Annotated in this window: 18 protein-coding genes and 3 pseudogenes; 14 read left to right on the top strand and 7 right to left on the bottom strand. The window is 73.9% G+C overall.

Annotated elements, in window-relative coordinates; genetic code table 11:
- Positions 1 to 313: 313 nt before the first annotated feature.
- The 4 genes and pseudogenes from AB0L89_RS15670 to AB0L89_RS15685 form a co-directional block, all read left to right on the top strand.
- Positions 314 to 518: pseudogene (locus tag AB0L89_RS15670) on the top strand (wyosine base formation domain-containing protein); the annotation flags it as partial.
- 124 nt (positions 519 to 642) lie between these two features.
- A pseudogene (locus AB0L89_RS15675) lies at positions 643 to 819 on the top strand (IS630 family transposase); the annotation flags it as partial.
- A complete protein-coding gene (locus AB0L89_RS15680) occupies positions 799 to 1164 on the top strand; it encodes a pentapeptide repeat-containing protein (RefSeq protein ID WP_365141056.1) in 366 nt (121 codons plus the stop codon). The pseudogene AB0L89_RS15675 and the gene AB0L89_RS15680, both read left to right, overlap by 21 nt.
- A gap of 280 nt (positions 1165 to 1444) precedes the next feature.
- Complete coding sequence (locus tag AB0L89_RS15685) at positions 1445 to 1660, top strand: hypothetical protein (protein ID WP_365140452.1); 216 nt, start codon at positions 1445 to 1447, stop codon at positions 1658 to 1660.
- A gap of 18 nt (positions 1661 to 1678) precedes the next feature.
- On the opposite strand, the pseudogene AB0L89_RS15690 reads toward AB0L89_RS15685, so the two are convergent.
- Positions 1679 to 2113, bottom strand: a pseudogene (locus AB0L89_RS15690) (transposase); the annotation flags it as partial.
- Positions 2114 to 2796: 683 nt separating this feature from the next.
- Between AB0L89_RS15690 and AB0L89_RS15695 the strand changes: the two are divergent.
- On the top strand, positions 2797 to 4308 hold the full coding sequence (locus AB0L89_RS15695; RefSeq protein WP_365140455.1) for an FUSC family protein: 1512 nt from the start codon (positions 2797 to 2799) through the stop codon (positions 4306 to 4308).
- Between the two features lie 67 nt (positions 4309 to 4375).
- On the opposite strand, the gene AB0L89_RS15700 is transcribed toward AB0L89_RS15695, so the two are convergent.
- A complete protein-coding gene (locus tag AB0L89_RS15700) occupies positions 4376 to 4918 on the bottom strand; it encodes a MarR family winged helix-turn-helix transcriptional regulator (protein ID WP_365140458.1) in 543 nt (180 codons plus the stop codon).
- A gap of 76 nt (positions 4919 to 4994) precedes the next feature.
- Here AB0L89_RS15700 and AB0L89_RS15705 point away from each other — a divergent pair, with 76 nt between their 5' ends.
- The 7 genes from AB0L89_RS15705 (at position 4995) to AB0L89_RS15735 (ending at position 15072) form a co-directional block, all read left to right on the top strand.
- Entirely contained in the window at positions 4995 to 7121 is a 2127-nt protein-coding gene (locus AB0L89_RS15705; RefSeq protein WP_365140461.1) for an MMPL family transporter, read from the top strand.
- A gap of 115 nt (positions 7122 to 7236) precedes the next feature.
- Positions 7237 to 8763, top strand: a complete 1527-nt coding sequence (locus AB0L89_RS15710; protein ID WP_365140464.1) for an SDR family oxidoreductase — start codon at positions 7237 to 7239, stop codon at positions 8761 to 8763.
- Between the two features lie 49 nt (positions 8764 to 8812).
- Positions 8813 to 10306: a cryptochrome/photolyase family protein gene (locus AB0L89_RS15715; protein WP_365140467.1), complete on the top strand. Its 1494-nt coding sequence runs from the start codon at positions 8813 to 8815 to the stop codon at positions 10304 to 10306.
- Between the two features lie 75 nt (positions 10307 to 10381).
- Positions 10382 to 11524 carry a polyprenyl synthetase family protein gene (locus AB0L89_RS15720; RefSeq protein WP_365140470.1) on the top strand — a complete coding sequence of 381 codons (1143 nt, stop codon included), beginning with the start codon at positions 10382 to 10384 and terminating at the stop codon, positions 11522 to 11524.
- Positions 11521 to 13080 carry a phytoene desaturase family protein gene (gene crtI, locus AB0L89_RS15725; RefSeq protein WP_365140473.1) on the top strand — a complete coding sequence of 520 codons (1560 nt, stop codon included), beginning with the start codon at positions 11521 to 11523 and terminating at the stop codon, positions 13078 to 13080. Before AB0L89_RS15720 ends, crtI begins: the two co-directional genes overlap by 4 nt.
- Positions 13067 to 14062 (top strand): phytoene/squalene synthase family protein, encoded by a 996-nt coding sequence (locus AB0L89_RS15730; protein WP_365140476.1) that lies wholly within the window; start codon positions 13067 to 13069, stop codon positions 14060 to 14062. The genes crtI and AB0L89_RS15730 overlap by 14 nt, the downstream gene beginning before the upstream one ends.
- Positions 14059 to 15072 (top strand): DUF5914 domain-containing protein, encoded by a 1014-nt coding sequence (locus AB0L89_RS15735; RefSeq protein ID WP_365140479.1) that lies wholly within the window; start codon positions 14059 to 14061, stop codon positions 15070 to 15072. The genes AB0L89_RS15730 and AB0L89_RS15735 overlap by 4 nt, the downstream gene beginning before the upstream one ends.
- Positions 15073 to 15087: 15 nt before the next feature.
- Here the strand turns inward: AB0L89_RS15735 and AB0L89_RS15740 are convergent, their stop codons facing one another.
- From AB0L89_RS15740 to AB0L89_RS15755, 4 genes are all read right to left on the bottom strand, one after another.
- On the bottom strand, positions 15088 to 16653 hold the full coding sequence (locus AB0L89_RS15740) for an FAD-dependent oxidoreductase (RefSeq protein ID WP_365140482.1): 1566 nt from the start codon (positions 16651 to 16653) through the stop codon (positions 15088 to 15090).
- The gene (locus AB0L89_RS15745) at positions 16650 to 17486 is read right to left on the bottom strand and encodes a methyltransferase domain-containing protein (RefSeq protein ID WP_365140485.1); all 837 of its coding nucleotides are present in this window, start codon (positions 17484 to 17486) and stop codon (positions 16650 to 16652) included. The genes AB0L89_RS15740 and AB0L89_RS15745 overlap by 4 nt, the downstream gene beginning before the upstream one ends.
- A complete protein-coding gene (locus AB0L89_RS15750) occupies positions 17483 to 18700 on the bottom strand; it encodes a lycopene cyclase family protein (RefSeq protein ID WP_365140488.1) in 1218 nt (405 codons plus the stop codon). The genes AB0L89_RS15745 and AB0L89_RS15750 overlap by 4 nt, the downstream gene beginning before the upstream one ends.
- A 147-nt stretch (positions 18701 to 18847) precedes the next feature.
- Positions 18848 to 19858 (bottom strand): MerR family transcriptional regulator, encoded by a 1011-nt coding sequence (locus tag AB0L89_RS15755; protein WP_365140491.1) that lies wholly within the window; start codon positions 19856 to 19858, stop codon positions 18848 to 18850.
- A gap of 163 nt (positions 19859 to 20021) precedes the next feature.
- Here AB0L89_RS15755 and AB0L89_RS15760 point away from each other — a divergent pair, with 163 nt between their 5' ends.
- A complete protein-coding gene (locus tag AB0L89_RS15760) occupies positions 20022 to 20717 on the top strand; it encodes a sigma-70 family RNA polymerase sigma factor (protein ID WP_365140494.1) in 696 nt (231 codons plus the stop codon).
- Positions 20718 to 20786: 69 nt separating this feature from the next.
- Positions 20787 to 21824: a lactonase family protein gene (locus tag AB0L89_RS15765; protein ID WP_365140497.1), complete on the top strand. Its 1038-nt coding sequence runs from the start codon at positions 20787 to 20789 to the stop codon at positions 21822 to 21824.
- A gap of 74 nt (positions 21825 to 21898) precedes the next feature.
- Here the strand turns inward: AB0L89_RS15765 and AB0L89_RS15770 are convergent, their stop codons facing one another.
- A complete protein-coding gene (locus tag AB0L89_RS15770; protein ID WP_365140500.1) occupies positions 21899 to 22843 on the bottom strand; it encodes a hypothetical protein in 945 nt (314 codons plus the stop codon).
- Positions 22844 to 22859 lie beyond the last annotated feature (16 nt).

The following is a 22859-nucleotide window of genomic DNA, read 5'->3' on the forward strand; positions in this document are numbered from 1 at the left end:
TGATCGGCCCGCCCGGCGGCGGCACCGGCGGCCCCGGGTAGGGCGGCTGGGGCTGTGGCGGCACGTAGGGCTGAGGCGGCTGCGGCTGGTAGGGCTGTGGCCCCTGGGGCGGCTGTCCGCCTGGGTTCCAGTTGCTCATCGTTCGTCCCCCGATATGCGAGTGTGCGCCGCGATGGGCGCGATCGCCGAGTGTATTGAGCACACAGGGTCTGCGCAGCCCTCGCCCCGGGGCGTGCACCGAACGGCCACAATTTTGCAGGCATGCTTGCTTGCCTGTTTTCTTCGGTGCTGCCATGCCCGAGGGGAGCGTCCCGTGTCCGATCCGACGCCCGTGCTCGACGACCTGCGCGAGGAGAGCGAGGAACTCGACCGGCTGGAGCGTCGCCCACCAGATCGCGCATCTCGCCTGGACGGACCATTCGGCGCTGCTGGCCGCGACCGACACGGACGCCTTCCACGTCCTAGTGGAGAAGGCGCTGGTGTCGCCGGGCTCCTTCGGTGACGACGGCGCCGAGGAGAACCGTTACGCCGGGACGTACCTCGGCAAACGCGAACTACGCGCGCTGGTCGCCAACCCCCGCCTCCAGGTCTACGAAGACCCGAAGGCGTTCCTGACCTGCAACCTCTGCAGCCCTGGCGCACGAAACTTTCAAGATCTCTCCGGACCCGCTGCTGATCGACAAGATCCGTGACGTGGTCGGACTGTATCTCGCCCCGCCGGCGAACACGGCCGTCTTCGCGGTCGACGAGAAACCGCAGATCAAGGCCCTGGAACGGACGGCGCCGGTGCTGCCGATGATGCCGGGCACCCCTGAGCGCGGCGCCAACCTGAGCGACGCAAGCCTGAAGTTCGCGGACGTGTTCAGAGCGAACCTGCGGGATGCGAAGCTGGCCGACGCCGACCTGAGCGACGCAGGCCTGGCCGGCGCAGACCTGAGCGACGCGTACCTGGGCGATGCGGACCTTGGCGGCGCGGACCTGAGTGGCGCGGACCTGAGCGAAGCCTACCTGGAAGGTACGGATCTGACCGGGGCAGACCTGCGCGGGGCGGACCTGCGCAGAACGTGGAAACTGACGAAGCGGCAAGTTGACTCAGCCCGTATCAACAGCAGAACACAGCTGCCTGAGAAGGCTTCTCGGGTCTGCCTCGCTCACCGTTGCTGATGGGGTTGCGGCGCGTTGCTGTAGGTGTGGAGTGCGACGGAGAGTTGGGCGGCGAGTCGGGTGGGGTGCTCGCGGAGTTGAGGGGCGCGTACTGGCTGGAGAGTTAGGTGCACGAGTCGCCGGATCGGTGCGGTGTACCCGGCCGCCTGCCGGGCCGCGTCCGTCGCTCTGGGGCGTGATGACGGTGTTCACTACAGGAACGGTCGTGGCGGCGTTGGTCTCCGTCTGGTGGAGGTAGGCCACCAGGCCCTCGGACACTCACAGCGAGTTGGTGCGGGCAGTGACCCAGGACCTCCTCCGGCGTGTGGTTGCGGCAGTTCGCGAGGGTGAGGACGAAACCATCCGAAGACTGCTCGAACGTCTTGCAGAAGTGGCCGATGCCGCAGCCCTTTTGCTGCTGCGGAAGCTGCTGACCGAAGACCTGGAAGACGGCCAGGCGGACGAGGGTGTCCCTGCTCTGCCGGATGACCCTGCTCCGTTGCGGCTGGTGCCGTGACGGAGCACTGCCCGGTCAGCGGGTGATGCGGCGGGTCATGAGCGTGATGGCTGCCCACGTGATGAGGGTTTCGGAGTGCTGGACGAGCCATTCGTAGTCCCCGGCGTGCCGGCGGGCATTCACCATCCAGGCCAGGCTCCGCTCGACGACCCAGCGTTTGGGGATCACGACGAAACCAGTGGTGTCTTTGGGACGGCTGACGGATTTGATCGTCAGGCTGAGGTACCGCTTGGCCCAGGTCACGAGCTTGCCCACATAGGCCCGGTCGGCCCAGACGATGGTGATCTCGGGGTGCATCAGGCGGAGCCGGAAGAGGACTTCCTTGGCCGCGGCCGAGTCGTGGAGGTCGGCGAGGGTGACCATGACCAGTAGCGGCAAGCCGCGGGTGTCGACGACGAGGTGGCGCTTGCGACCGTTGATCTTCTTGCCCGCGTCGTAGCCGCGGGATTCGCGGGTGACGGGTAACGGCACTGGCGCATGAATCCCACCCCGGCAGGTACGTCGCGACGACTTCATGATTTCAAACTCAGTAGTGATTGACCACCTTTAGAGGTGCTGCTGGCTTATCCATAGCCGCACTTCGGACGTCCTGAACTGGATTTTGGCGTTTTGTCCCTTCCGAACTTGTAGGGTCTCAACCCAAGGCGCGGCGCATCCCTGTACAGCCATGTGGTCGACATATTCAAGAACTCTGCGGTCTCTTTGACGTTCATGAACCGTTTCACGGTGAGATCCTTTCTGGAAATGGAGATGGCCTCCTCGGGCTGAGGTGGTCAAAATTTTGCGTGGGAATACCGGTTTCGCTAACCGGGAAGTTGCTGCTATGGGCGGGGCCGCCTGGTGACACTGGGGCCCGTGCGTGTGGCGGCGGCCGTGGCGACGTAGGGGGCGTCTGCGTGCCTGCGGTTCCTGATAGGGCGCCGACGTGTGTTGCGTGCGAGGGCGCTGTGATCCATTGGCTTACCTGATGGTCACTGTGAGGTGTTCCGGGTGGGCCATTGGCTCAGTCGCTCGACGTTCGGTTGAGCCATGGGGGCGTGGGATGGTCTGATGGCTCTGTCGATGGCGCTGCGGATCTCCGTGGCGCCTTTTTCATGTGGGCAAGCTGAGACGGATGCGGAAGGGGCGGGGGAGCTGTGGTGAAGAAGGTGTTCGTGGCGCCGGATCCGGGGCGGATGAGGTTGCGGTTCGCCTCGCGCGCGGTTCTCGGCATCGCGCTCGCCGTGGCCGTCTGCGGTGTCGCGGGCCACTCGCTCGTCGCGGCGATCACCGGCGGTCTGGCGGCGCTGCTCGCGCTCTTCACCGTGGGTGACGCGACCGTGCGCGGACAGGCGGTCACCACGGCCCTGCTGCCCGTCGTCGGGTTCCCCGTGCTGGCGCTCGCGGCCTGCCTGCACGACGTACCCGTGGCCCGGGACGTGGCCTTCCTCGCCGTGATGGGCCTCGGGGTGTACGCGCGGCGGTGGGGGCCGCGCGGGCACTCGCTCGGCGTGTTCGGCTTCATGATGTTCTTCGCGACGCAATTCCTGCACACCGTCCCGGGACAGCTGCCCGAGCTGTTCGGTGCCGTCCTGCTGTCGCTGTGCGCCTCGTCCGCCGTGCGGTTCGGCGCGTGGTGCTACGAACGGCGGCGGCCGGTCCCCGTCGCGCCCCCGGTGCCCGGCGGCACCGGGCTCGCGCGGACGACCACGCGGCAGGCCGTCCAGGCGGTCGCCGGTGGGGCCTTCGCGCTCGCCCTGGGGCAGGTGCTGTCCCACGAGCGGTGGTACTGGGCCGTGGGCGCCACCTGGTGGGTCTTCGTGAACACCGCGTCCAGCGGCGAGACCCTGGTGCGCAGCTTCCGGCGCGTGCTCGGCACCGTGATCGGCATCGGCGTCGGCTTCGTCCTCGCGATACCGCTGCACGGCGCGCCCGTGCCCTCGGCGCTCATCGTCGCCGTCAGCGTCTTCGGGATCTTCTACACGGCCGCCGTCTCGTACACCTGGATGATGCTCGCGGTGACGGTGATGGCCGGGGTGCTCTACGGACTCCTCGGGGTGCTGGACCCCGCGCTGCTCGCCCTGCGCGTCGCGGAGACCGGCGCGGGAGCCCTCGGCGCCGTCCTTGCGGTGCTCCTCGTCCTGCCCGTGACGACCCACGCCACCACCGACGCCTGGATCCAGCGCGCCCTGCGGTGCGTGCACGCCTGCACCGCCGAGGCCGCGGCCCGGCTCGCGGGTTCGGAGAGCGCCGATCCCGCGCCGCGCGTCGCCGAGCTGGAGCAGCTGCTCGGCAAGGTCCGCTTCTCGCTCGCTCCGCTGGTGCACCCGCTCAGCCCGCTGCGGGCCCGCAAGGAACGCGCGGGCCAGGTGCTCGACCTCCTCGACGCCTGCGCCCGCGAGGTGCGGGGCCTGGCCGCGATCGCCGCCGACCCCGAGGCGTCCCACGACGCCCGCCTGGCCGCCGCGTGCTGGCGCGTGGAGGCCGCGGTCGAGGCGCTGACGACGCAGCGGGTGCTGCCGGACGCGGCCGACGCCTTCGCCGAGCTGCCGCACGCCGCCGCGGCCGTCGTCGAGCCGGCGCTCGCCCACCTGCACGGCCTGGAGCGGGCGCTCGCCGACCTCGCCGCACCTCTCCAGAGGACGGGCCGCGCCCCGCTGATGGGGTGAGCGGGGGCGGTCGACGCCTGCTCCGGCCCTTCGGCGGCCCCGTCGAACGGGCCGCCTCACCCGCCCGCTATCCCGACCGGTCACCCCCGTCGGGGCGCTCGTGCCGCAGCAGGGCGAGTTCGCCGTTCACCTCCGCCAGGAACCGGACCACGACCGTCAGTTCCTCCCGGCTGAACCGGCCGCGTGCGGTGTCCGTGCTCCGGGCCAGCGGCCGGAAGTAGTCCCGGGCCAGGCGCTTGGCCGCCTCCTCGTAGTGCAGGTGCACCACGCGCCGGTCGTCGACGGCCCGTACGCGCCGGATATGCCCTGCTTTCTCCAGCCGGTCGAGGCACGCGGTGACCGCGCCGGATGTGAGGTTGAGCTGCCTGCGCAGTCGGCCGGGCGTCATGGGCTCGTCCGCCGCGTCCGGGTCGGAAGGGGCGTCGGCGTCCGCGTCGAGGATCGCGATCAGCGCCTGTACATCGGTCAGGTGCAGGCCCTGCGCCTGCGCGAACTCCTGGGCGATGCGGTTGAACTCGCCGTTCATCCGCCGCAGCAGGACCGCGAAGGACTGCAACCCGATGGGGTCCTCGTCCGGAAGAGGTGCGGAGGGAGTGTCTCGGCCGCTCATGCCCCTCAGTATAAGATCACTCAACGATTGAGATACTTTGCCGTTGACATAGTTCTTCCTGCTGCTGGGGATCCCCATGAGAACTGCTCCGCGTTGGCTCCGCCTGGTCGTGCCCGTCGTCCTGCTGCTCGTCTGGCTGGGGGTGGGCGGCACGCTCGGCCCCTACGCCGGGAAGCTGGGCGAGGTGGCCACCAACGACCAGGCCGCCTTCCTGCCGCGCAGCGCCGAGTCCACCAAGGCGCTGGAGGCCCGCGAGGCGTTCGCCGATGCGGAGACCCTGCCCGCCATCGTCGTGTGGACGGCGGACGGGGGCCGCGTGACACCGGCGCAGCGGGCGAGCGCCGGGGACGCCGTCGGCTCGCTCGCCGGACGGGAAGGCGTGGTGGGCAGGCCCTCGCCCGCGCTCGCCGCCGACGACGGACGGGCCCTCCAGGCCGTCGTCCAGCTCGCGCCCGACCTGGGCAAGGAGCTTCCTGCCGTCCTGGACGACGTGCGCGAGGCCGCGCGGAAGGTGCCGGGCGCCACCGTGTGGATCGCGGGACCCGCGGCGACACAGGCCGACCTGTCGGACGCGTTCGCGGGCATCGACGGACTGCTCCTGGGCGTGGCCCTGGGGGCCGTCCTGCTGATCCTGCTGCTGGTCTACCGCAGCGTCCTGCTGCCCTTCGTGATCATCCTCGGTTCCGTGTTCGCCCTGGGACTCGCGTGCGCCGTGGTCTACGTCCTCGCCGACCGGGACGTCGTCCGCGTGGACGGACAGGTGCAGGGCATCCTCTCGATCCTCGTGATCGGCGCCGCCACCGACTACGCCCTGCTGCTGGCCGCGCGTTTCCGCGAGGAACTGGCCGTGCGGGGCGACCGCGTCGCCGCCGCGACGGCCGCCGTGCGGCGCTCCTTCGGCGCGATCACGGCCAGCGCCGCCACCGTCGCGCTCGGCCTGCTGGCCCTGCTCGCCAGCGACCTCACCAACAACCGTGCCCTCGGCCCCGTCGGCGCCATCGGCATCGCGTGCGCCGTCCTCGCCACGCTCACCTTCCTGCCCGCCGTCCTGGCCCTGCTGGGCCGCCGCGTCTACTGGCCGTCGCGGCCCAAGGCCTCCGACGCGACCGTCGAGGGACACGGCGTGTGGCGCCGGATCGCCGCGCGGGTGGACCGGCGTCCGCGCCGTACCTGGGTGGTGACCGCGCTCCTCCTGGCCGCCTGCGCGGCCTTCGCCCCGGGCCTGTCCTCCCAGGGCGTGCCCCTCGACGAGACCTTCGTGAACGACGCCCCGTCCGTCGCGGCCCAGCAGACCCTGGAGGAACACTTCCCCGGCGGCTCCGGCAACCCGGCCGTGATCATCGCCGACGCCGACCGGGCCGACCAGGTCACCGCCGCCGCGCGGGACACGAAGGGCGTGGCCTCGGCCGCCCCCGTCACCGCGTCGGGACGGCCCGGCGGCGGCGCCCCCAAGGTCGTCGACGGGCGGGTGCGCATCGACGCCACCCTGAAGGCCGCCGCGGACAGCGACGCCGCCAAGGAGACCGTGCGGCGGCTGCGCGCGGACGTGCACGCGGTGTCCGGGGCGGACGCCCTGGTCGGCGGCTACACCGCCCAGCAGTACGACACCCAGCAGACGGCCGCCCGCGACCGGAACGTGATCGTGCCCGTCGTGCTCGGCATCATCCTGCTGATCCTGGTCGTGCTGCTGCGCTCGCTGCTCGTACCCGTGCTCCTGGTGGCCACCGTCGCACTCAACTTCTTCGCGACGCTCGGCATCTCGGCGCTCGTGTTCGAGCACATCCTGGGCTTCAGCGGCACGGACGCCTCCGTACCGCTGTACGGCTTCGTCTTCCTGGTCGCCCTCGGGGTGGACTACAACATCTTCCTGATGTCCCGGGTGCGCGAGGAGGCCCTGACGCACGGGCCCCGCAGGGGCGTGCTGCGTGGGCTGACCACCACCGGCGGCGTCATCACCTCGGCCGGCGTCGTCCTCGCGGCGACGTTCGCCGCGCTCATGGTCATCCCCCTCGCCTTCCTCGTGCAGGTCGCGTTCATCGTGGCCTTCGGCGTCCTGCTCGACACGCTGGTCGTCCGCTCGCTCCTGGTGCCCGCCCTCGTGATCGACATCGGCCCCCGGGCGTGGTGGCCCGGCGTCCTCTCCCGCGGCGGCGCACCCCGGAATCCGTCCGACAGCGCATCCCCCGATCCGTCCGACGGGTGATTGCCGCGCGCGGTGCATCCGCGAGGGCGCTTGATCGTGAAGCCTTTGCGTACATGAGCGTGGGTCTGCGTACGTGAGCGTGGGTCTGCGTACGTGAGCGCGAGGAGGGACGGCCATGGCCACGGACCGAGAGCGGGCGGACGGGCTCCGGTGCCTGGTCACCGGAGCCTCCGGGTACATCGGCGGGCGTCTGGTGCCCGAGCTCCTGGAGGCCGGTCACCGGGTCCGGTGCCTGGCCCGCTCGCCCGGCAAGCTGCGTGACCACCCCTGGGCGGACGCCGTCGAGACGGTGCGCGGGGACGTCATGGACGCCGAGTCGGTCGCCGCGGCGCTCCGGGGCGTGGACGTCGCGTACTACCTGGTGCACTCCCTCGGCACCGGCGCGGACTTCGAGGCCGCCGACCGCCGCGCGGCCGAGATCTTCGCGGCACAGGCGCACGCCTGCGGTGTACGGCGCATCGTCTACCTCGGCGGGCTCACCCCACGGGACGTACCCGAGCACTCCCTCTCGCCGCATCTGCGCTCCCGCGCCGAGGTCGGCCGCATCTTCCTGGACGGTCCTGTGCCCGCCACCGTCCTGCGGGCCGCCGTCGTCATCGGCTCGGGATCCGCCTCCTTCGAGATGCTGCGCTATCTGACCGAGCGGCTGCCGGTCATGGTCACGCCCAGCTGGGTGCACACCCGTACGCAGCCCATCGGCGTCCGCGACGTACTGCGCTACCTCGTCGGCTCGGCCACCATGCCCGCCGACGTCGACCGGGCCTTCGACGTGGGCGGCCCGGACGTGCTGACCTACCGGGCGATGATGCGCCGCTACGCCGCCGTGGCCGGACTGCCCCGGCGGCTCATCGTGCCCGTCCCGATGCTCACGCCCCGGCTGTCCAGCCACTGGGTCGGTCTCGTGACGCCCGTACCGGCCTCCATCGCGCGGCCGCTGACCGAGTCGCTTCGGCACGAGGTCGTCTGCCACGAACACGACATCGCGAAGTACGTCCCCGACCCGCCGGGCCGCCCGCTGCCCTTCGACGAGGCGCTGGCCCTGGCACTGCGCCGGGTCCGCGAGGCCAAGGTGGCCACGCGCTGGTCCTCCGCCGGTGTCCCCGGGGCCCCCAGCGATCCGCTGCCCACCGACCCGGACTGGGCGGGCGGCAGCCTCTACCGGGACGAACGGCAGCTCACCGTGGACGCCCCGCGAGCAGCCCTGTGGAAGGTCATCGAGGGCATCGGCGGCGACAACGGCTGGTACTCCTTCCCGCTCGCCTGGGCCGTCCGCGGCTGGCTCGACCGCTTCGTCGGCGGGGTCGGCCTGCGCCGGGGCAGGCGGGACGCGGAGCGCCTGCGCGTCGGCGACTCCCTGGACTTCTGGCGGGTCGAGGAGATCGAACCCGGAGAGCTCCTGCGGCTGCGCGCCGAGATGCGGCTGCCGGGCCTCGCCTGGCTGGAGATGTACGCCGAGGAGGACGAGCAGGGCCGCACCCGCTACCGCCAGCGGGCCCTGTTCCACCCCCGCGGCCTGCTGGGCCACGCCTACTGGTGGTCCGTGTCCCCGTTCCACTCCGTCGTCTTCGGCGGCATGGCCCGCAACATCACCCGGGCGGCCGTCAACGGCGGTTCCGCGCACGCGCGTTCGCGCGGGAAATGACCCGTGGCCGTCGCGGCCGCCCCGCACACCTCGTACCGAGGAGCCCCTCATGCACTGGTTGTTCGGTGACCAGCTCGGCCCGCACTTCCTCACGCCGGGCGAGGGCGGACCCGGCCGGGACACACCCCTGCTCCTCATCGAGGCCCGTTCGGTGTTCCGGCGGCGCCGATTCCACCGGGCCAAGGCCCACTTGGTGCTCTCCGCCATGCGGCACCGCGCCGCCGAACTCGGCGACCGTCTGACCTACGTGCGCGCCGACACCTACCGCGAGGGCCTGGAGAAGGCGGCGCGCGGACGCCCGGTGACGGTCCATCACCCCACCTCGTACGCCGCCCTCCGTCTGGTGCGCGCCCTGCCGCGGGTCACCGTGGGGCCCGCCCGCGGGTTCCTGGTCCCGCAGGCGGACTTCGCCGCATGGGCGGACGGCCGGGACGGGAGCCTGCGCCAGGAGGACTTCTACCGCTGGGTCCGGCGCGGGCACGACCTCCTGATGGACGGCGAACGGCCCGCCGGAGGCCGGTGGAACCTCGACCACGACAACCGCAGGCCGCCGCCCCGCGGCGCCACGACCCTCCCCGTCGACCGGCCCTACCTGCCGCGCGAGGACGACATCGACGAGGAGGTCCGCCAGGACCTGGACCGCTGGGAGAAGGACGGCGACGTGTCCTTCGTCGGACGCGACGGGCCACGGCGGTTCGCCGCCACCCGCACCGAGGCACGCGCCGCGCTGGACCGCTTCATCGAGCGCCGCCTCACGACGTTCGGTCCGTACGAGGACGCGATGCTGGCCGCCGACCCCACGATGAGCCACAGCCTGCTGTCCGCCCCGCTCAACCTCGGCCTGCTCGATCCCGCCGAGTGCGTCGAGCGGGCGGACGCGGAGTGGCGCGCGGGCCGGGCCCCGCTGGGCAGCGTGGAGGGCTTCGTCCGGCAGATCGCCGGCTGGCGGGAGTACGTCTGGCAGCTGTACTGGTACTTCGGCGAGGAGTACCGGCACTCCAACGCCCTCGGTCACCGCGCGCCGCTGCCCGACTGGTGGCAGGACCTGGACGCCGACTCCGTCCACGCCCGCTGCCTGAGCACCGTGCTCGCCCAGGTGCGCGACACGGGATGGACGCACCACATCCCGCGCCTCATGGTCCTCGGCAGTCACGCGCTGCAACGCGGCTGGGACCCGGCCGCCGTCACGGACTGGTTCCACCGCTGCTTCGTGGACGGCTACGACTGGGTCATGGTGCCCAACGTCGTCGGCATGTCCCAGTACGCCGACGGCGGCCGGATGACCACCAAGCCGTACACGTCGGGCGGCGCCTACATCCACCGCATGAGCGACCTGTGCGGGCCCTGCGTCCACAAGCCGACGGAACGGACCGGCGCGCACGCCTGCCCCTACACCGCCGGGTACTGGGCCTTTCTCGACCGCCACCGGGAGCGGCTCGCCCGCAACCACCGCACCGTCCAGGCGGTACGCCAGCTGGAGCGGCTCACGGGGATCGGGGAAGTGCGCCGGCAGGAGCGCGCACGCGGTGACGCGCCGCCGTGAGCCGGGCGCATCCGCGCGGGCGCACCCGGCGGAAGGAGAGGTGTGCAGGCGACCGAGCGCGAGGAAGGGTTGCACATGCTTGGACTCAGGCCGACACCGGCCGAACCGGCGGGACTCCGGGGCGATCCGCTCACCGCCCGCGGCGCCGCCACGTCCGTGGAGCACGTCCTGGGCCACGTCCTCGAACTGCGGCTCTCCCGGGCGTACGCCCTGGACCCGGTCTTCGCACGCGACGTGGCCGCCCGCCTCGCCGCGTTCGCCGAGCGCGGCGGCAAGCGCCTTCGCACCGCCTTCGCCTGGTGCGGCTGGCGGGCCGCGGGCGGCTCGGGCGACGCCACGGCGCTGCTGCGGACCGGCGCGGCGCTCGAACTCGTCCAGGCGTGCGCCCTCGTGCACGACGACGTGATGGACGGATCGCCGCTGCGCAGGGGCGCGTCGGCGATGCACGTGGAGCTGGCGCGGCTGCACCGCGACGCGCACATGACCGGCTCGGCGCGCTCGTTCGGCACGTCCGTCGCGGTGCTCGCCGGTGACCTGGCGCTGGTGTGGGCGGACGACCTCCTGACGGAGACGGCGCTCGGCTCGCCGTACGGCGCCCGCCTGCACCGCGAATGGGCCGCGATGCGCAACGAGATGGTCGCCGGGCAATACCGCGACCTCCACGCGCAAGCCACCGGCGCGTCCGGCGTCGACGAGGCGCTCACCATCGCCACGCTCAAGAGCGCCCTGTACACGGTCGAGCGCCCGCTGGCCCTGGGCGCGGCCCTCACCGGCGCCGACGAGCACACCATGGGCGCGCTGAGCTCCGCCGGGCGGTGCGTGGGGCTCGCCTTCCAGCTCCACGACGACCTGCTCGGCGCGTTCGGCGATCCGGCGCTCACCGGCAAACCGGTCGGCGACGACCTGCGGTCGCGCAAACTCACCTACCTGCTGGCCGTCGCCGTCCGGCTCGCCGAGTCCGACGGCGACGAGGAGTCCGTCGCCGCGCTCCTCCCCGACGCGGTCCCCGTGTCGCCCGCCGCCGAGGAGCGGATGCGGGCGGCGCTGGAGCGGACCGGGGCGCGGGCCCTGGTCGAGTCGAGGATCACCGACCTGGCGGTCGACGGCGTGCGGCACTTCGCGCGCACCGGCGCGGACCCCGGCGTACGACAGGAGTTCGCCGCCCTGGTCGCCCGCGCGTCGGGTGTGGCACCGCACCGTCTGGAGGGACTCGGATGAGGACCGTGCCGGGCCGCACCGACCACGTGGTCGTCGTGGGCGCCGGGCTCTCCGGCCTCGCCTGCGCGCTCCATCTGCTGGGCGCGGGACGCCGGGTGACGCTCGTCGAACGCGACGCCGGACCGGGCGGCCGGGCCGGGCGCCTCGACCTCGACGGGTACCGGATGGACACCGGCCCCACCGTGCTGACGATGCCGCACCTCGCCGACGAGGCCTTCGCGGCCGTCGGCGACAGCCTCGCCCGCCGCGTCGACCTGACCCCCCTTCACCCCGCCTACCGCGCCCGCTTCGCGGACGGCACCTCCCTCGACGTGCACACCGACGCGGACGCGATGGAGGCGGAGGTGCGGCGCTTCGCCGGACCGGCCGATGCGGCGGGCTACCGGCGCCTGCGGGACTGGCTCACCCGCCTCTACCAGGCGCAGATGAAGCGCTTCATCGACACGAACTTCGACTCGCCGCTCCAGCTCCTGCACCCGGACCTGGCGCGCCTGGCCGCGCTCGGCGGCTTCGGCCGGCTGGACGGCCGCATCGGCCGCTTCCTCTCGGACGACCGGCTGCGGCGGGTCTTCTCCTTCCAGGCCCTGTACGCCGGAGTCGCCCCGGCACGGGCCCTCGCGGCCTACGCCGTGATCGCGTACATGGACACCGTCGCCGGTGTGTGGTTCCCCAAGGGCGGCATGCACGCGCTGCCCCGGGCCATGGCCGACGCCGCGGCCGACGCCGGCGCCGAGCTGCGGTGGTCGACCGAGGTGAGCTCGCTGGAGCGGTCGGCGGGCCGGGTCCGGGCCGTGCGCCTGACCTCGGGGGAGCGGATCAGCTGCGACGCCGCCGTGCTGACCTGTGAACTGTCCACCGCCCACCGGCTCCTGGAGCGGACACCGCGCCGCCCGGTGCCCCTGCGGCACTCGCCGTCCGCCGTGGTCCTGCACGTGGGCACCGACCGCACCTGGCCCGGCCTCGCCCACCACACGCTGTCCTTCGGCGGGGCCTGGGAGCGCACCTTCGACGAACTCACCCGCACCGGGGCCCTGATGAGCGACCCGTCCCTGCTGATCACCCGCCCGACGGCCCACGACCCCGCGCTCGCCCCACCGGGCCACCACGTCCACTACGTCCTGGCCCCCTGCCCCAACACCGCCATCGGCCCCCCGGCGACCGCCTGGAGCGAGCTGGGCCCGCGCTACCGGGACACCCTGGTCGCCGAGCTGGAGCGCCGGGGCCTCGACGGATTCGGGGACAGCATCCGCGCCGAGCACCTGGTCACCCCGCTCGACTGGGCCGCCCAGGGCCATGCGGCGGGCAGCCCCTTCTCCGTCTCCCACACCTTCGCCCAGACCGGGCCCTTCCGGCCGCGCAACGTCCTGCGCGGCGTGGACAACGTCGTCCTCGCCGGCTGCGGGACCACCCCCGGAGTCGGCGTACCGACCGTCCTCATCAGCGGCAAACTCGCCGCCGCCCGCGTCACCGGGACCACCCCCGGCACCCGGCGCCGCGCCCCCTCCGCCGCTGTCGCCCCCGCCCCGAACCCGGCAGGTGCCGATGACCCGTCGTGAACTGGACGCCGCCGCGATCACCGATCCCGGGCTGCGCGCCGACTACACCCGCTGTCGTCGCCTCAACGCCCGCCACGGCAGGACCTACTTCCTGGCCACCCGGCTGCTGCCGCTGGAACGCCGCTCGGCCGTGCACGCGCTGTACGGCTTCGCGCGCTGGGCGGACGACATCGTCGACGACCTCGACCGCCGCGAGACACCCGCCGAACGCGACCGGCAGCTGCGCCGCCTCGAAAGCGACCTGGCGCGCGGGCTGCGCACGGCGGACGGGGACGAACCGGTCGTCCGCGCGGTGGCCGACACCGCCGACCGCTACGCCATCGAGCCCGTGCTGTTCGCCGACTTCCTCGCCTCGATGCGCGCCGACCTCACGGTGACCGACTATCCGACCTACGCCGACCTGCGCGCCTACATGCACGGCTCGGCCGCGGTGATCGGACTCCAGATGCTGCCGGTCCTCGGCACGGTCGTCCCGCGCGCGCAGGCCGAGCCGCACGCGGCGGCCCTCGGGGTCGCCTTCCAGCTCACCAACTTCCTGCGGGACGTGGGCGAGGACCTCGACCGGGGCCGCGTCTACCTCCCCGCGGACCTGCTCGCCGCGCACGGCGTGGACCGGCCCCTGCTGGAGTGGAGCCGCCGCACCGGGCGCCGCGATCCGCGGATCCGCGCGGCGTTCGCCGCCGCCGACGCCCTGACCCGGGACGTCTACCGGACGGCCGAGCAGGGCATCGACCTGCTCGACCCGCGGGTACGGCCCTGCATCCGCACGGCGTTCACCCTGTACAGCGGCATTCTCGACGCGATCGCGGAGCAGGACTACGCCGTGCTGCACCGGCGCGCGATCGTCTCCCGGCGGCGGCGCGCGGCTGTCGCCGCGGCGGGGGCGGTGCGGGTGTGCCACGTCCGGTGGCGCGGGCGCGGCCTGCCCCCGGCCCCCACGGAACACGGCGCGGCACTCGGCTGGAAGGCACAAGGACAATGACCGACGCAGCGGACGACACCGGCTGGACCCCGCCTCTGCGCAGGCGTCGCGGGCCCGCCTGGGCGGCCCAGGAACCGACGTGGCGCCAGGCGCGCCCCGCACTGATCGACGACGCGCTCAAGCGGGCGTCCGCGCGCCCGTCCGGCAACTGGTTCGTGATCGGCTCGTCCCGTGGACTGGGCGCCCAGGAAGGCCCGTTCGGCCGTACGGTGGGCGGCGCCGAGGTGGTCCTGTGGCGTGCGGACACGGGTGAGCTGAGGGCGGGACCGGGAGCCTGCCCCCACCTGGGCGCACCGCTGCGCGACAGCCGCGTGGTGTGCGGCACCCTGGTGTGCCACTGGCACGGACTGACCCTCAGCGGCACGGCCCCGTTCGCCGGCTGGGAGCCCTATCCCGTGCACGACGACGGGGTGCTGGTCTGGCTGCGGCTCGACGCGGTCGGCGGCGAGGCACCGACCGAGCGTCCCGTGGTCCCGGCGCGGCCGGACACGGAGGGCGCGGTGGACGCCGTGTTCACCGCGGTCGGGCGGTGCGAGCCGCAGGACATCGTCGCCAACCGCCTCGACCCCTGGCACGGTTCGTGGTTCCACCCGTACTCGTTCGTCGATCTGACCGTGGTGCGCGAGCCGCAGGGGGAGGAGGACGACGACGCCTTCGTCGTCGACGTCTCCTTCCGGGTCGCCGGACGCCTGGTCGTCCCGGTCCGGGCCGAGTTCACCGCGCCCGAACCCCGCACGGTCCTGATGCGCATCACCGACGGCGAAGGGGCGACGTCCGTGGTGGAGACGCACGCCACGCCCCTGACGGGAGTCACGGACGCGGCGCCGAGAACCGCCGTCGTCGAGGCGGTCCTCGCCACCTCGCACCGGCGCGGCTTCGCGCTGGCGCGCGCCACGGCCGGGGCGCTGCGCCCGCTGATCCGGCACGCGGCCGGGCGCCTGTGGCGCGACGACCTCGCGTACGCCGAGCGCCGCTGGCAGTTGCGGAGCACCGGGCGCTTCCCCGGCTGAACCCGCCCGGTCCCGCTAGGCGTTCGCGGGGCGCCCCGCCAGGGCGTTCACCGCCCGCAGCACGGCGGACCGGCCCGAGCGGGGGACCGTCCACAGCACCTGGCCGCGTACGCCCCAGACACCGAGGAGGGCGTTGGCGGCCAGGAAACCGGTGGTGGCGGCGCGTTCCATGAGGGCGACCGGCAGGTCGCAGCGGATCGCGTCGCCCGCGAGGACCACCCGTCGGTGAGGTGTCCGCACGGTGGGGCGCCGCCGGTGGGAGCCGACCGGGAAGAGCGGGCAGTCCGAGCGCCATTCGTGCCGGGCGTCGACGACACGCGCCCCGCGTGTCTCCGGGTAGACCTGGTGCAGCCGGTCGACGAGGGTGCGGCGCACCTTCTCCGGCTCGGTGCCGGGGGCGACGGCGTAGGCGTGCAGTTCGACCACCGAGCCGCCGTGCCGGGACGCCCAGCGCGCGGCCTCGTCCTCGTAGCGGTCCAGGACGCTGACGTTGTCCAGGCCGTCGTATCCGCTGGTGCCGAGGAAGCCGGGGCGGTCGGCCCGCACCGGCCGGTCGAGCCACAGGCGCGAGACGAGGAACGGCGGCGCCGTCCGCAGGGCCGCGACGTCCTCGCGCCAGGTGGCGGTGCCCAGGTCCGGGGACGACTCGACGAGGCGGCGCAGCGCGCCCGGGTCGAGTGCGAGGACGACCGCGTCGTGCCGGTCGTCGGCGGTGTCGGTGCGCACCGACACGCCCCCGGCGTCGCGCGGACGCACCTCGTGGACGGGCGTGCCGCCGCGCACCACCGTGCCGAGGCCTTGGAGGTAGTCGCCGAGCGGCTCCCAAAGGGCCTGCGGGAAGGGGGCGTTGGGCACGTCGAAGAGCAGCCCTTCGGACGAGCCGAGGAAGTAGATGTGGAACATGAGCAGCAGCTCCGCGGCGGACAGTTCCCGCGGGTCGGCGAAGAAGCTGCGGGAGAACACCTCGAACGCGAGGTGGTGAGCGGCCTCCGGGAAACGGACGCGATGCAGGAAGGCCGAGGCGCTCATCGTGTCGAAGCGCTCGTACACGTCGGGTACGCGGACGTCCAGGAGCGGCAGCGCCGCCCGGGGGTCCATGGCGGCGAGGTCGCGCCAGCCGAAGGTGGGGCTCAGGGCGACGAAGCCGAGCGCGCTGAACGGCGGTGTCCGCGGCACCCGCGCGAAGCTGTCGGCCAGCCCGCTGACGTGCCGCAAGGGGTAGTCGGGCAGGGGCACCAGGCGGTCGAGGGCGGGGTCGGTGCGCCGCAGCAGGCCGCGCAGGTTGTAGTACTGGCGGAAGAAGGCGTGGAAGCCCCGGCTCATCGTCGCGGAAGAGCCGTCGGCCAGCCGCGTACGGTGACCGGCCAGGCGCCCGCCGAGTGACTCCTGGCGTTCGTAGAGGGTCACCCGGGCGCCGCGCTCGGCCAGCCCGGTGGCCGCGGCGAGACCGGCGATCCCGCCGCCGACCACGGCCACGGACGGCGCCCTGCCCGCCTCGAACCGGTCCCGGCCGGGCGCGGGGAACAGCACCTCGGCCCTGCGGTCGCGGCCCCGCCGCGCCCCGTGGCGCGCGGCGCTCACCGGCCGGAGTCCGTCGTGCCGGAGGACGTGCCGTAGGGGAAGCCGTTGACGGCCGAACCATTGACGGAGGCGCCGTTGACGGACATGCCGTCGACCGGGAAGCCGAGCGCGGGGGAGCGGTCGGCGGGTGCGTCGCTCCGGGCGAGGAAGGTGTGGGCCAGTCCCGTCTGCCACCCGGCGAGGGGGACCGTGCGCACGCCCGCGAAGCCCCCGCACGCCAGGCGGTCCGCGAAGGCGGGCGCCGTGTCGAAGTCGAGGACGCTGCGCCACAGGTGCTGGTACAGCGCCCGGTCCCCGCCGAGCGTGCCCGCCGGGATGATCACTCCCTGGCACACGGCGGTCCACAGCGCGCGGTGCACGGCCGAGCCGCTCAGGCTGTACTCGTGGACGGCGAGCCGCCCGCCCGGCCGCAGCAGCGAGCGGACCGTCGCAAGGACCCGGTCCGGGTCGGCGACGTTGCGGAACAGATAGGCGGCGAACACCGCGTCGAAGGGGCCCGATTCGGCCGCCGCCACTTCCTCGGCCGTCAGGTGCAGGAAGCGCACGCGCGCGGGCCACGGCTTGTCCAGGGCGCGCCGCAGCATGCCGGCGGACGCGTCGACGGCGGTGATCCAGGCCCGGGGGGCGGCGCGCAGCAGGGCGCGTGTGGAGGCACCGGTGCCGCACCCCAGGTCGAGCACGTGCAGGCCGGCCCCGTCGTCGGGCAGCCGCAGCCGGCGCGCGGAGCGGTACAGGTCCGTGCGGTAGCCGGGGTTGAGGCCCGTCAGGAGGTCGTACGTGCGCGCGGCGTGGTCGAAGGCGCGGGCCAGTTCGTGGTCGCGCAGGAGGGTCATCGGTGGCTCTTTCCGGTCTGTGGTGCGGGGCGGCGGGGCAGGAAGGGCAGTTCGAGGGCGGTCAGGAGCATGGGGCCGACGGGTGTGCGCAGTCCGATGCCGAACTCCTCCCAGGCGGAGGTGTCTCCGTCGAGGAAGCGCAGCAGCCGTTCCGCGGGGACGCGGCGGAACAGCCGGGTGAAGAAGTCGGGGCCCTTGATCCGCCCGGTGTCCAGGGCCCGCAGCAGCACCGCGTCCATGGCCAGGGCCCGTCGCCCGTGCGGGGCGGGCACGGTCGCGTCCCCGCGGTTCAGCGCGTCGGTGATGGCGCCGCTGTGGCGCTGCACGGCGGCGAAGGTGTAGCCCGTCGAGGGACGGGTCGCCCCGCCCGCGGTGCCGATGCGGAAGACGGCGTCCCCGACCCGTCCGGCGAACCGCCCGTCGGTCATGGGGATGACGCCCTGCTCGGCGGCCTCCACGGCGAACGCGCCGAGCCCCAGGACGTCGCGGGTGTAGTAGTCCAGCGCGCTCTCGTACGCCGCCGTCGTCAGCGGAGTGCGGGAGAACTCGGTGTACTCGACCAGCGCGCGGTCGGGCGCCAGCGGGAGGACGTACCCGAAGGCGAGGCCCTGGCGGGGCTGCGGCACCCGGAAGTCCATCAGATCGGCCACCGAGGGATCGAACCGGTCGGCCTCGGTGCGCACGAACCAGCCCCGGAAGTGCTGGTGCAGCAGCGTCCTGGCCGGTGGCGGGGCGGACAGCGGACGTGAGTCGAACACCTGGCGGGCGCGCAGCGTCAGACCGCTGCCGTCCGGTGCCGTGCACTCGACCTCCGCGCCGCCGCGCACGTCGCGCACCGCTCCCGCCGTCGCGCGCAGCACGCGGCCGCCGGGCGACCGGGTCAGCCGGTCGTGCACGAGCCGTTCGAACGAGCCGGAGCGCAGCATGCGGTAGCGCAGCGGGCTCGGGTCGACGGTGAGCGCTTCGCCGTCCGCGCCGTGGACGCGCAGCCGGGACCAGGACGCGGTGACCGCCTCGTCGTAGTCGCCGCTGCCCCGGTCCCAGAAGCACCAGGTGCGCTCGGGCGGACGCGGGGGACCGTCGGGCGGCTCCACCACGGTGACGTCGGGGACACCGGCCCGCGTCAGGCGGTGGGCGAGGCTGAGACCGGCCGCGCCGCCGCCGAGGACGACGATGCCGGACAGCGCGGCGGGCGGCGTCCGTCCTTGGTCCACCGGTTCACCTGTCCTTGTTCCCTGGGGGCTGGTGGGACTGAGGGTGCCTCCTTGCCCACCCTCTCTTCGGGACGAGGGCCGCCGATGGATGCGGCGTGTTCCCACCTGTGTTCCTGCCGGAGCCGACCCGTGCCGTGCGGCCCGGTGTCACGCCGCCACGACGGACTCCACCGCCGCGACCGCCTCCGCCAGTCCGGAAGGGCGGCGCAGGCCGGGCACGTCCTGGCCGGTCCAGCCCGGCCCGAGCGTCAGCACGACCGGCCGTCGGCGGGCGCCCCGCACCCCCCACTCCAGCGCCGCCACGTGCTGCGCCAGGGGCCGGCTCGCCGTGGTGCGGGACTGCGCCCACAGCCCCACGACCGCGGGCCCCGTCCTGCGGACCGCGACGATGAGCGACTCGACGGGGAGCGCGGCGCCGAACATGTGCACGGGGATGTCCCGCGCGCCGAGCGCGGCGGCCAGCGCTTCGAGGGGCAGCGTGTGGTTCTCGCCCGGCACGCAGGCGAGCACCGTGCCGGCGCCCGGCCGGTCGGCGACCTCGTGCGGCGCGCTGCGCCGAAGCGCCCCGGAGACGTGCCAGGACAGGAAGTGCTCGACCTCCACGTACTTCTCGCCCGAGCTCTCCCACTTGCGGCCGACCGCCTGGAGGGTCGGCATGATCACCTGCGTCCACGCGGTGACCAGGCCGTGCTCGGCGATCGCCGTCCGCAGCAGCTTCTCCAGGGCGGGTGCGTCGAGGCGCAGCGCGGCGTACGCGATCCCCTTGCACTCCTGGCGTACGTCGCCGAGACGGAGGCCGCTCCCGGCCCTGGTCCGGCGCCGGACCGGCCGCGTCACCGGCGGGGCGGCGCCGTCCCCGGCGGCGGGGACCGGGTCCGGGCGTGCGTCGTCGAGGGCCAGGCGCGCGGCCTCGGCGGGCGGCAGCCCGGTCGCCGTCAGGGCGCACATGCGCTCCAGGCGGGCCATGTCGGCGGGCGTCCAGCGGCGGTGCCTGCCGCCGGTGTGCGCGGAGGGCCCGAGGCCGTAGCGGCGGTCCCAGGTGCGGACCGTGGTGGGTGCCACGCCCAGGCGCCGCGCCACCTCGCCCGTCGTCAGCGCCCCACCGGCCTCCGGGGCACCGCCGTCCGTGTCCTCGCCGTCGCGCTCGACCCCACTCATGCGGGCATCTTACGACGCACAAACGACGCATGTTGCTTGCGTCGTTTGTGCGTCGCAAGACTGGGAGCACTGCGCACGGCCGCCACCGGCCCACCCCGGTGACCGGCGCGGCCACGGCACCGGCTTCGTTGCCGCACAGGGCGCACGACAGGAGGAAACGGTCATGCACACCACCGACGGCTCCACCGTCCTCGCCGCACCGGCCGACGCGTCGTCGGGCCGGGAGGACGAACTGGCGCGCGGCCTGCGCGCCGCCGATCCGCGTGCGTTCGCCGCGATCTACGACCGCTGGGGAACGCTGGTGCACGCCATGGCCACCCGCTCGCTCGGCGACACGCACGAGGCCGAGGACGTGACGCAGCAGGTCTTCCTGGGCGCCTGGCGCGGCCGGGCCGGCTACCACCCCGAGCGGGGCCCGCTCGGGGCGTGGATCGTGGGCATCACGCGGCGGAAGATCGTCGACGCGCTCGCCGCGCGCACCAGGCGGCTGGCGCTCGTCGACTCCGTCGCCCACGCGGAACCCGGGACGGCCCCGGAGGCGCCGTCGCCGGACGGCGTCCTGGACCGGCTGCTCATGGTCGACGCGCTGTCCCGGCTCCCGCGCCACCAGCGCGAAGTGCTGTGCATGACCTTCTACGGCGACCTCACCCAGGTGCAGATCGCCGAACTGACCGGGATGCCGCTGGGCACCGTCAAGAGCCACAGCCGTCGCGGACTGCACCGCCTGCGCACCGCGATCGACCGGACGCCCGGCCGTGAACCGGCGCCCCGCCCCATGAACACCCGCCCCGGCCGCGCGGCCGGCCAGGGCCCTCGCGCCGGAGCGGTCCGCGCGTGCACCGGCGAACTGTTGGTCTAGACCGACTGCTAGCGTCGGCCGCACGAGCGGCGCCACGCATGCGGCGCCCCGGTCGAGAGGGGACAAACAGTGGTCGTCGGGAACGCCGGACGGGCGTACATCGGATCCTTCACGGCGGCCGGGGGACCCGGTGTCCTCACCGCGTCCGTCGACGCCGACACCGGCGCGCTGACCGTCCTCGGCGCCACGGACGAGGTCCCCGACCCGTCCTACCTCGCGCTCTCGCCCACGGGCGACACCCTCTACGTGGTCAGCGAGACGTCCGACGGCGCCCTTGCCGCGTTCCGGACCACCGGCGGCACGCCCGAGCTCACGGCCCCGCCCGTCCAGGTCGGCTCGGCTCCCACCCACCTCGCCCTGCACGCGGGCCACGTCCTGACCGCCGACTACGGCTCGGGCAGCGTCACCGCCGTACCGCTGCGTGCCGACGGCACCCTCGCGCCCGCCGCGTCGAGCGCGCTGCGGCACACCGGCTCCGGCCCCCACCCCCAGCGCCAGCAGGGCCCGCACGCCCACCAGGTACTCGCCGACCCGAGCGGCCGCTGGGCGGTCAGCGTCGACCTCGGCACGGACTCCGTGCGCGTCTGCGCTCTGACGGACGGCGCGCTCACCCTGCACCGCGAGGTCGCGCTGCGCCCCGGCTCCGGCCCGCGCCACCTGGTGTTCCACCCGCGCGGCGACCGCGCCTACGTCCTGAACGAGCTGACCCCCACCCTCACCGTCTGCGCGTGGGACGCCGAGGAGGGCGCGCTCAAGCCGCTCGGCGAGGTGCCGGTCCTCGCGGACGCCCCGGACGGCGACGCCTACCCCTCGGAGGTCGTCGTCGCGCCCGACGGACGGTTCCTGTGGACCGCCACGCGCGGCGCCGACGTCCTCTCCGTCTTCGCCCTCGACGACGCGGGCGACGCGCCGCGGCTGACGGCGACGGTGCCGTGCGGCGGGCACTGGCCGCGCGACCTGGCCGTCGACCCGGCCGGACGGCGCCTGTACGCGGCCAACGAACGCTCCGGCGACGTCACCTGGTTCTCGCTAGACGCGGAGACGGGCATCCCGCGGAAGGCGGGCTCGATCGAGGTGCCCGCGGCCTCCTGCGTGATCTTCGGCTGACGGACGTCTCTGTACGCGTGTGGGCCCGCCCCCTGACCAGGGGGCGGGCCCACACGCGTACGGACGGGGCGGGCTCAGTGCACCGCGGTGCCCGAGGCCTGCTGCGGGGTGATGCCCAGCGTCGTCGTGTACTTGGACAGCGCCAGCTTGCCGATCGCCGGGTAGGGGCCGAGCGGCTCGGCGACGGAGCAGCCCGCCTCCTTCGCGGCGGCGTCGAGCAGGCCCGCGTCCAGCTCCGGACCGATCAGGTACGGGGCGAGCGCCAGCTGGGAGGAGCCGGAGCCGCGCAGCTGCTCGGCGGTCGCCGCGATGGCGCCGTCCTGGTCGAGCGCGGCGGCCATCACCGGCACCGCGAGGCGCGCGGCCAGCAGCATGCCGGTGATCCCGGCGGCCTGCACGGCCTCCTCGCCGCCGACCGTGGCCAGCACGATGCCGTCCGCGGCGGTCGCCACGGTGAACAGGCGGGCGCGGTCGGCGCGGGCGAGCCCGGCCTCCGACAGGCGCACGTGCAGCGCCTCGGCGAGCAGCGGGTGCGGGCCGAGGACGTCGGTGAGCTCGGCGGGGGCACGGCTGTCCATGACGGCCTGCCGGATACGGCGCATCAGCGCGCTGTCGGGGCCCGCGAGCAGCGGCACGACGACGGCGACGGGGCCCTCGGGCTCGCTGACCTCGGCGCCGGCGGCGCGCGCCTGCTCGAAGCGGGCGGTGCGCTGGGCGGCGGCGTGCGCGAGCACGGACCGCAGCGAGGGGAACTCGGGGAAGGACGTGACGGTGGCGTCCTCCTCACCGTCGACGTAACCGATTCTGGCGTCGAGACCGGGCAGCTCGGAGCGGGCGATGCTCACGATCTCCTCGGCGAGGCTGCGCGTGGTGGTGCTGGGGGCGCCCGGTACGGCGAGAACCAGTGCGGGCGCGCCCTCGGGAGCCGCTACGGGCTCCGGACGGCGGTGCCGGCCCGGCTGACGGGGGCGCGGCATTCGTACAGGCAGGCCGGATGCGGGCCCTGTGGAGGAGCTCATGCGCCCGCATGCTACT

Origin of the sequence: Streptomyces sp. NPDC052114 (genome assembly GCF_040680155.1) — a bacterium.
Lineage (GTDB): Bacteria > Actinomycetota > Actinomycetes > Streptomycetales > Streptomycetaceae > Streptomyces.

Excerpts from the sequence above, each read along its gene's own strand:
- AB0L89_RS15680 (WP_365141056.1), top strand. The coding sequence starts at position 799 with ATGCCGGGCACCCCTGAGCGCGGCGCCAACCTGAGCGACGCAAGCCTG.
- AB0L89_RS15700 (WP_365140458.1), bottom strand. The coding sequence starts at position 4,918 with ATGAGCGGCCGAGACACTCCCTCCGCACCTCTTCCGGACGAGGACCCC.
- AB0L89_RS15705 (WP_365140461.1), top strand. The coding sequence starts at position 4,995 with ATGAGAACTGCTCCGCGTTGGCTCCGCCTGGTCGTGCCCGTCGTCCTG.
- AB0L89_RS15710 (WP_365140464.1), top strand. The coding sequence starts at position 7,237 with ATGGCCACGGACCGAGAGCGGGCGGACGGGCTCCGGTGCCTGGTCACC.
- AB0L89_RS15715 (WP_365140467.1), top strand. The coding sequence starts at position 8,813 with ATGCACTGGTTGTTCGGTGACCAGCTCGGCCCGCACTTCCTCACGCCG.
- AB0L89_RS15720 (WP_365140470.1), top strand. The coding sequence starts at position 10,382 with ATGCTTGGACTCAGGCCGACACCGGCCGAACCGGCGGGACTCCGGGGC.
- crtI (WP_365140473.1), top strand. The coding sequence starts at position 11,521 with ATGAGGACCGTGCCGGGCCGCACCGACCACGTGGTCGTCGTGGGCGCC.
- AB0L89_RS15730 (WP_365140476.1), top strand. The coding sequence starts at position 13,067 with ATGACCCGTCGTGAACTGGACGCCGCCGCGATCACCGATCCCGGGCTG.
- AB0L89_RS15735 (WP_365140479.1), top strand. The coding sequence starts at position 14,059 with ATGACCGACGCAGCGGACGACACCGGCTGGACCCCGCCTCTGCGCAGG.
- AB0L89_RS15745 (WP_365140485.1), bottom strand. The coding sequence starts at position 17,486 with ATGACCCTCCTGCGCGACCACGAACTGGCCCGCGCCTTCGACCACGCC.
- AB0L89_RS15755 (WP_365140491.1), bottom strand. The coding sequence starts at position 19,858 with ATGAGTGGGGTCGAGCGCGACGGCGAGGACACGGACGGCGGTGCCCCG.
- AB0L89_RS15760 (WP_365140494.1), top strand. The coding sequence starts at position 20,022 with ATGCACACCACCGACGGCTCCACCGTCCTCGCCGCACCGGCCGACGCG.
- AB0L89_RS15770 (WP_365140500.1), bottom strand. The coding sequence starts at position 22,843 with ATGAGCTCCTCCACAGGGCCCGCATCCGGCCTGCCTGTACGAATGCCG.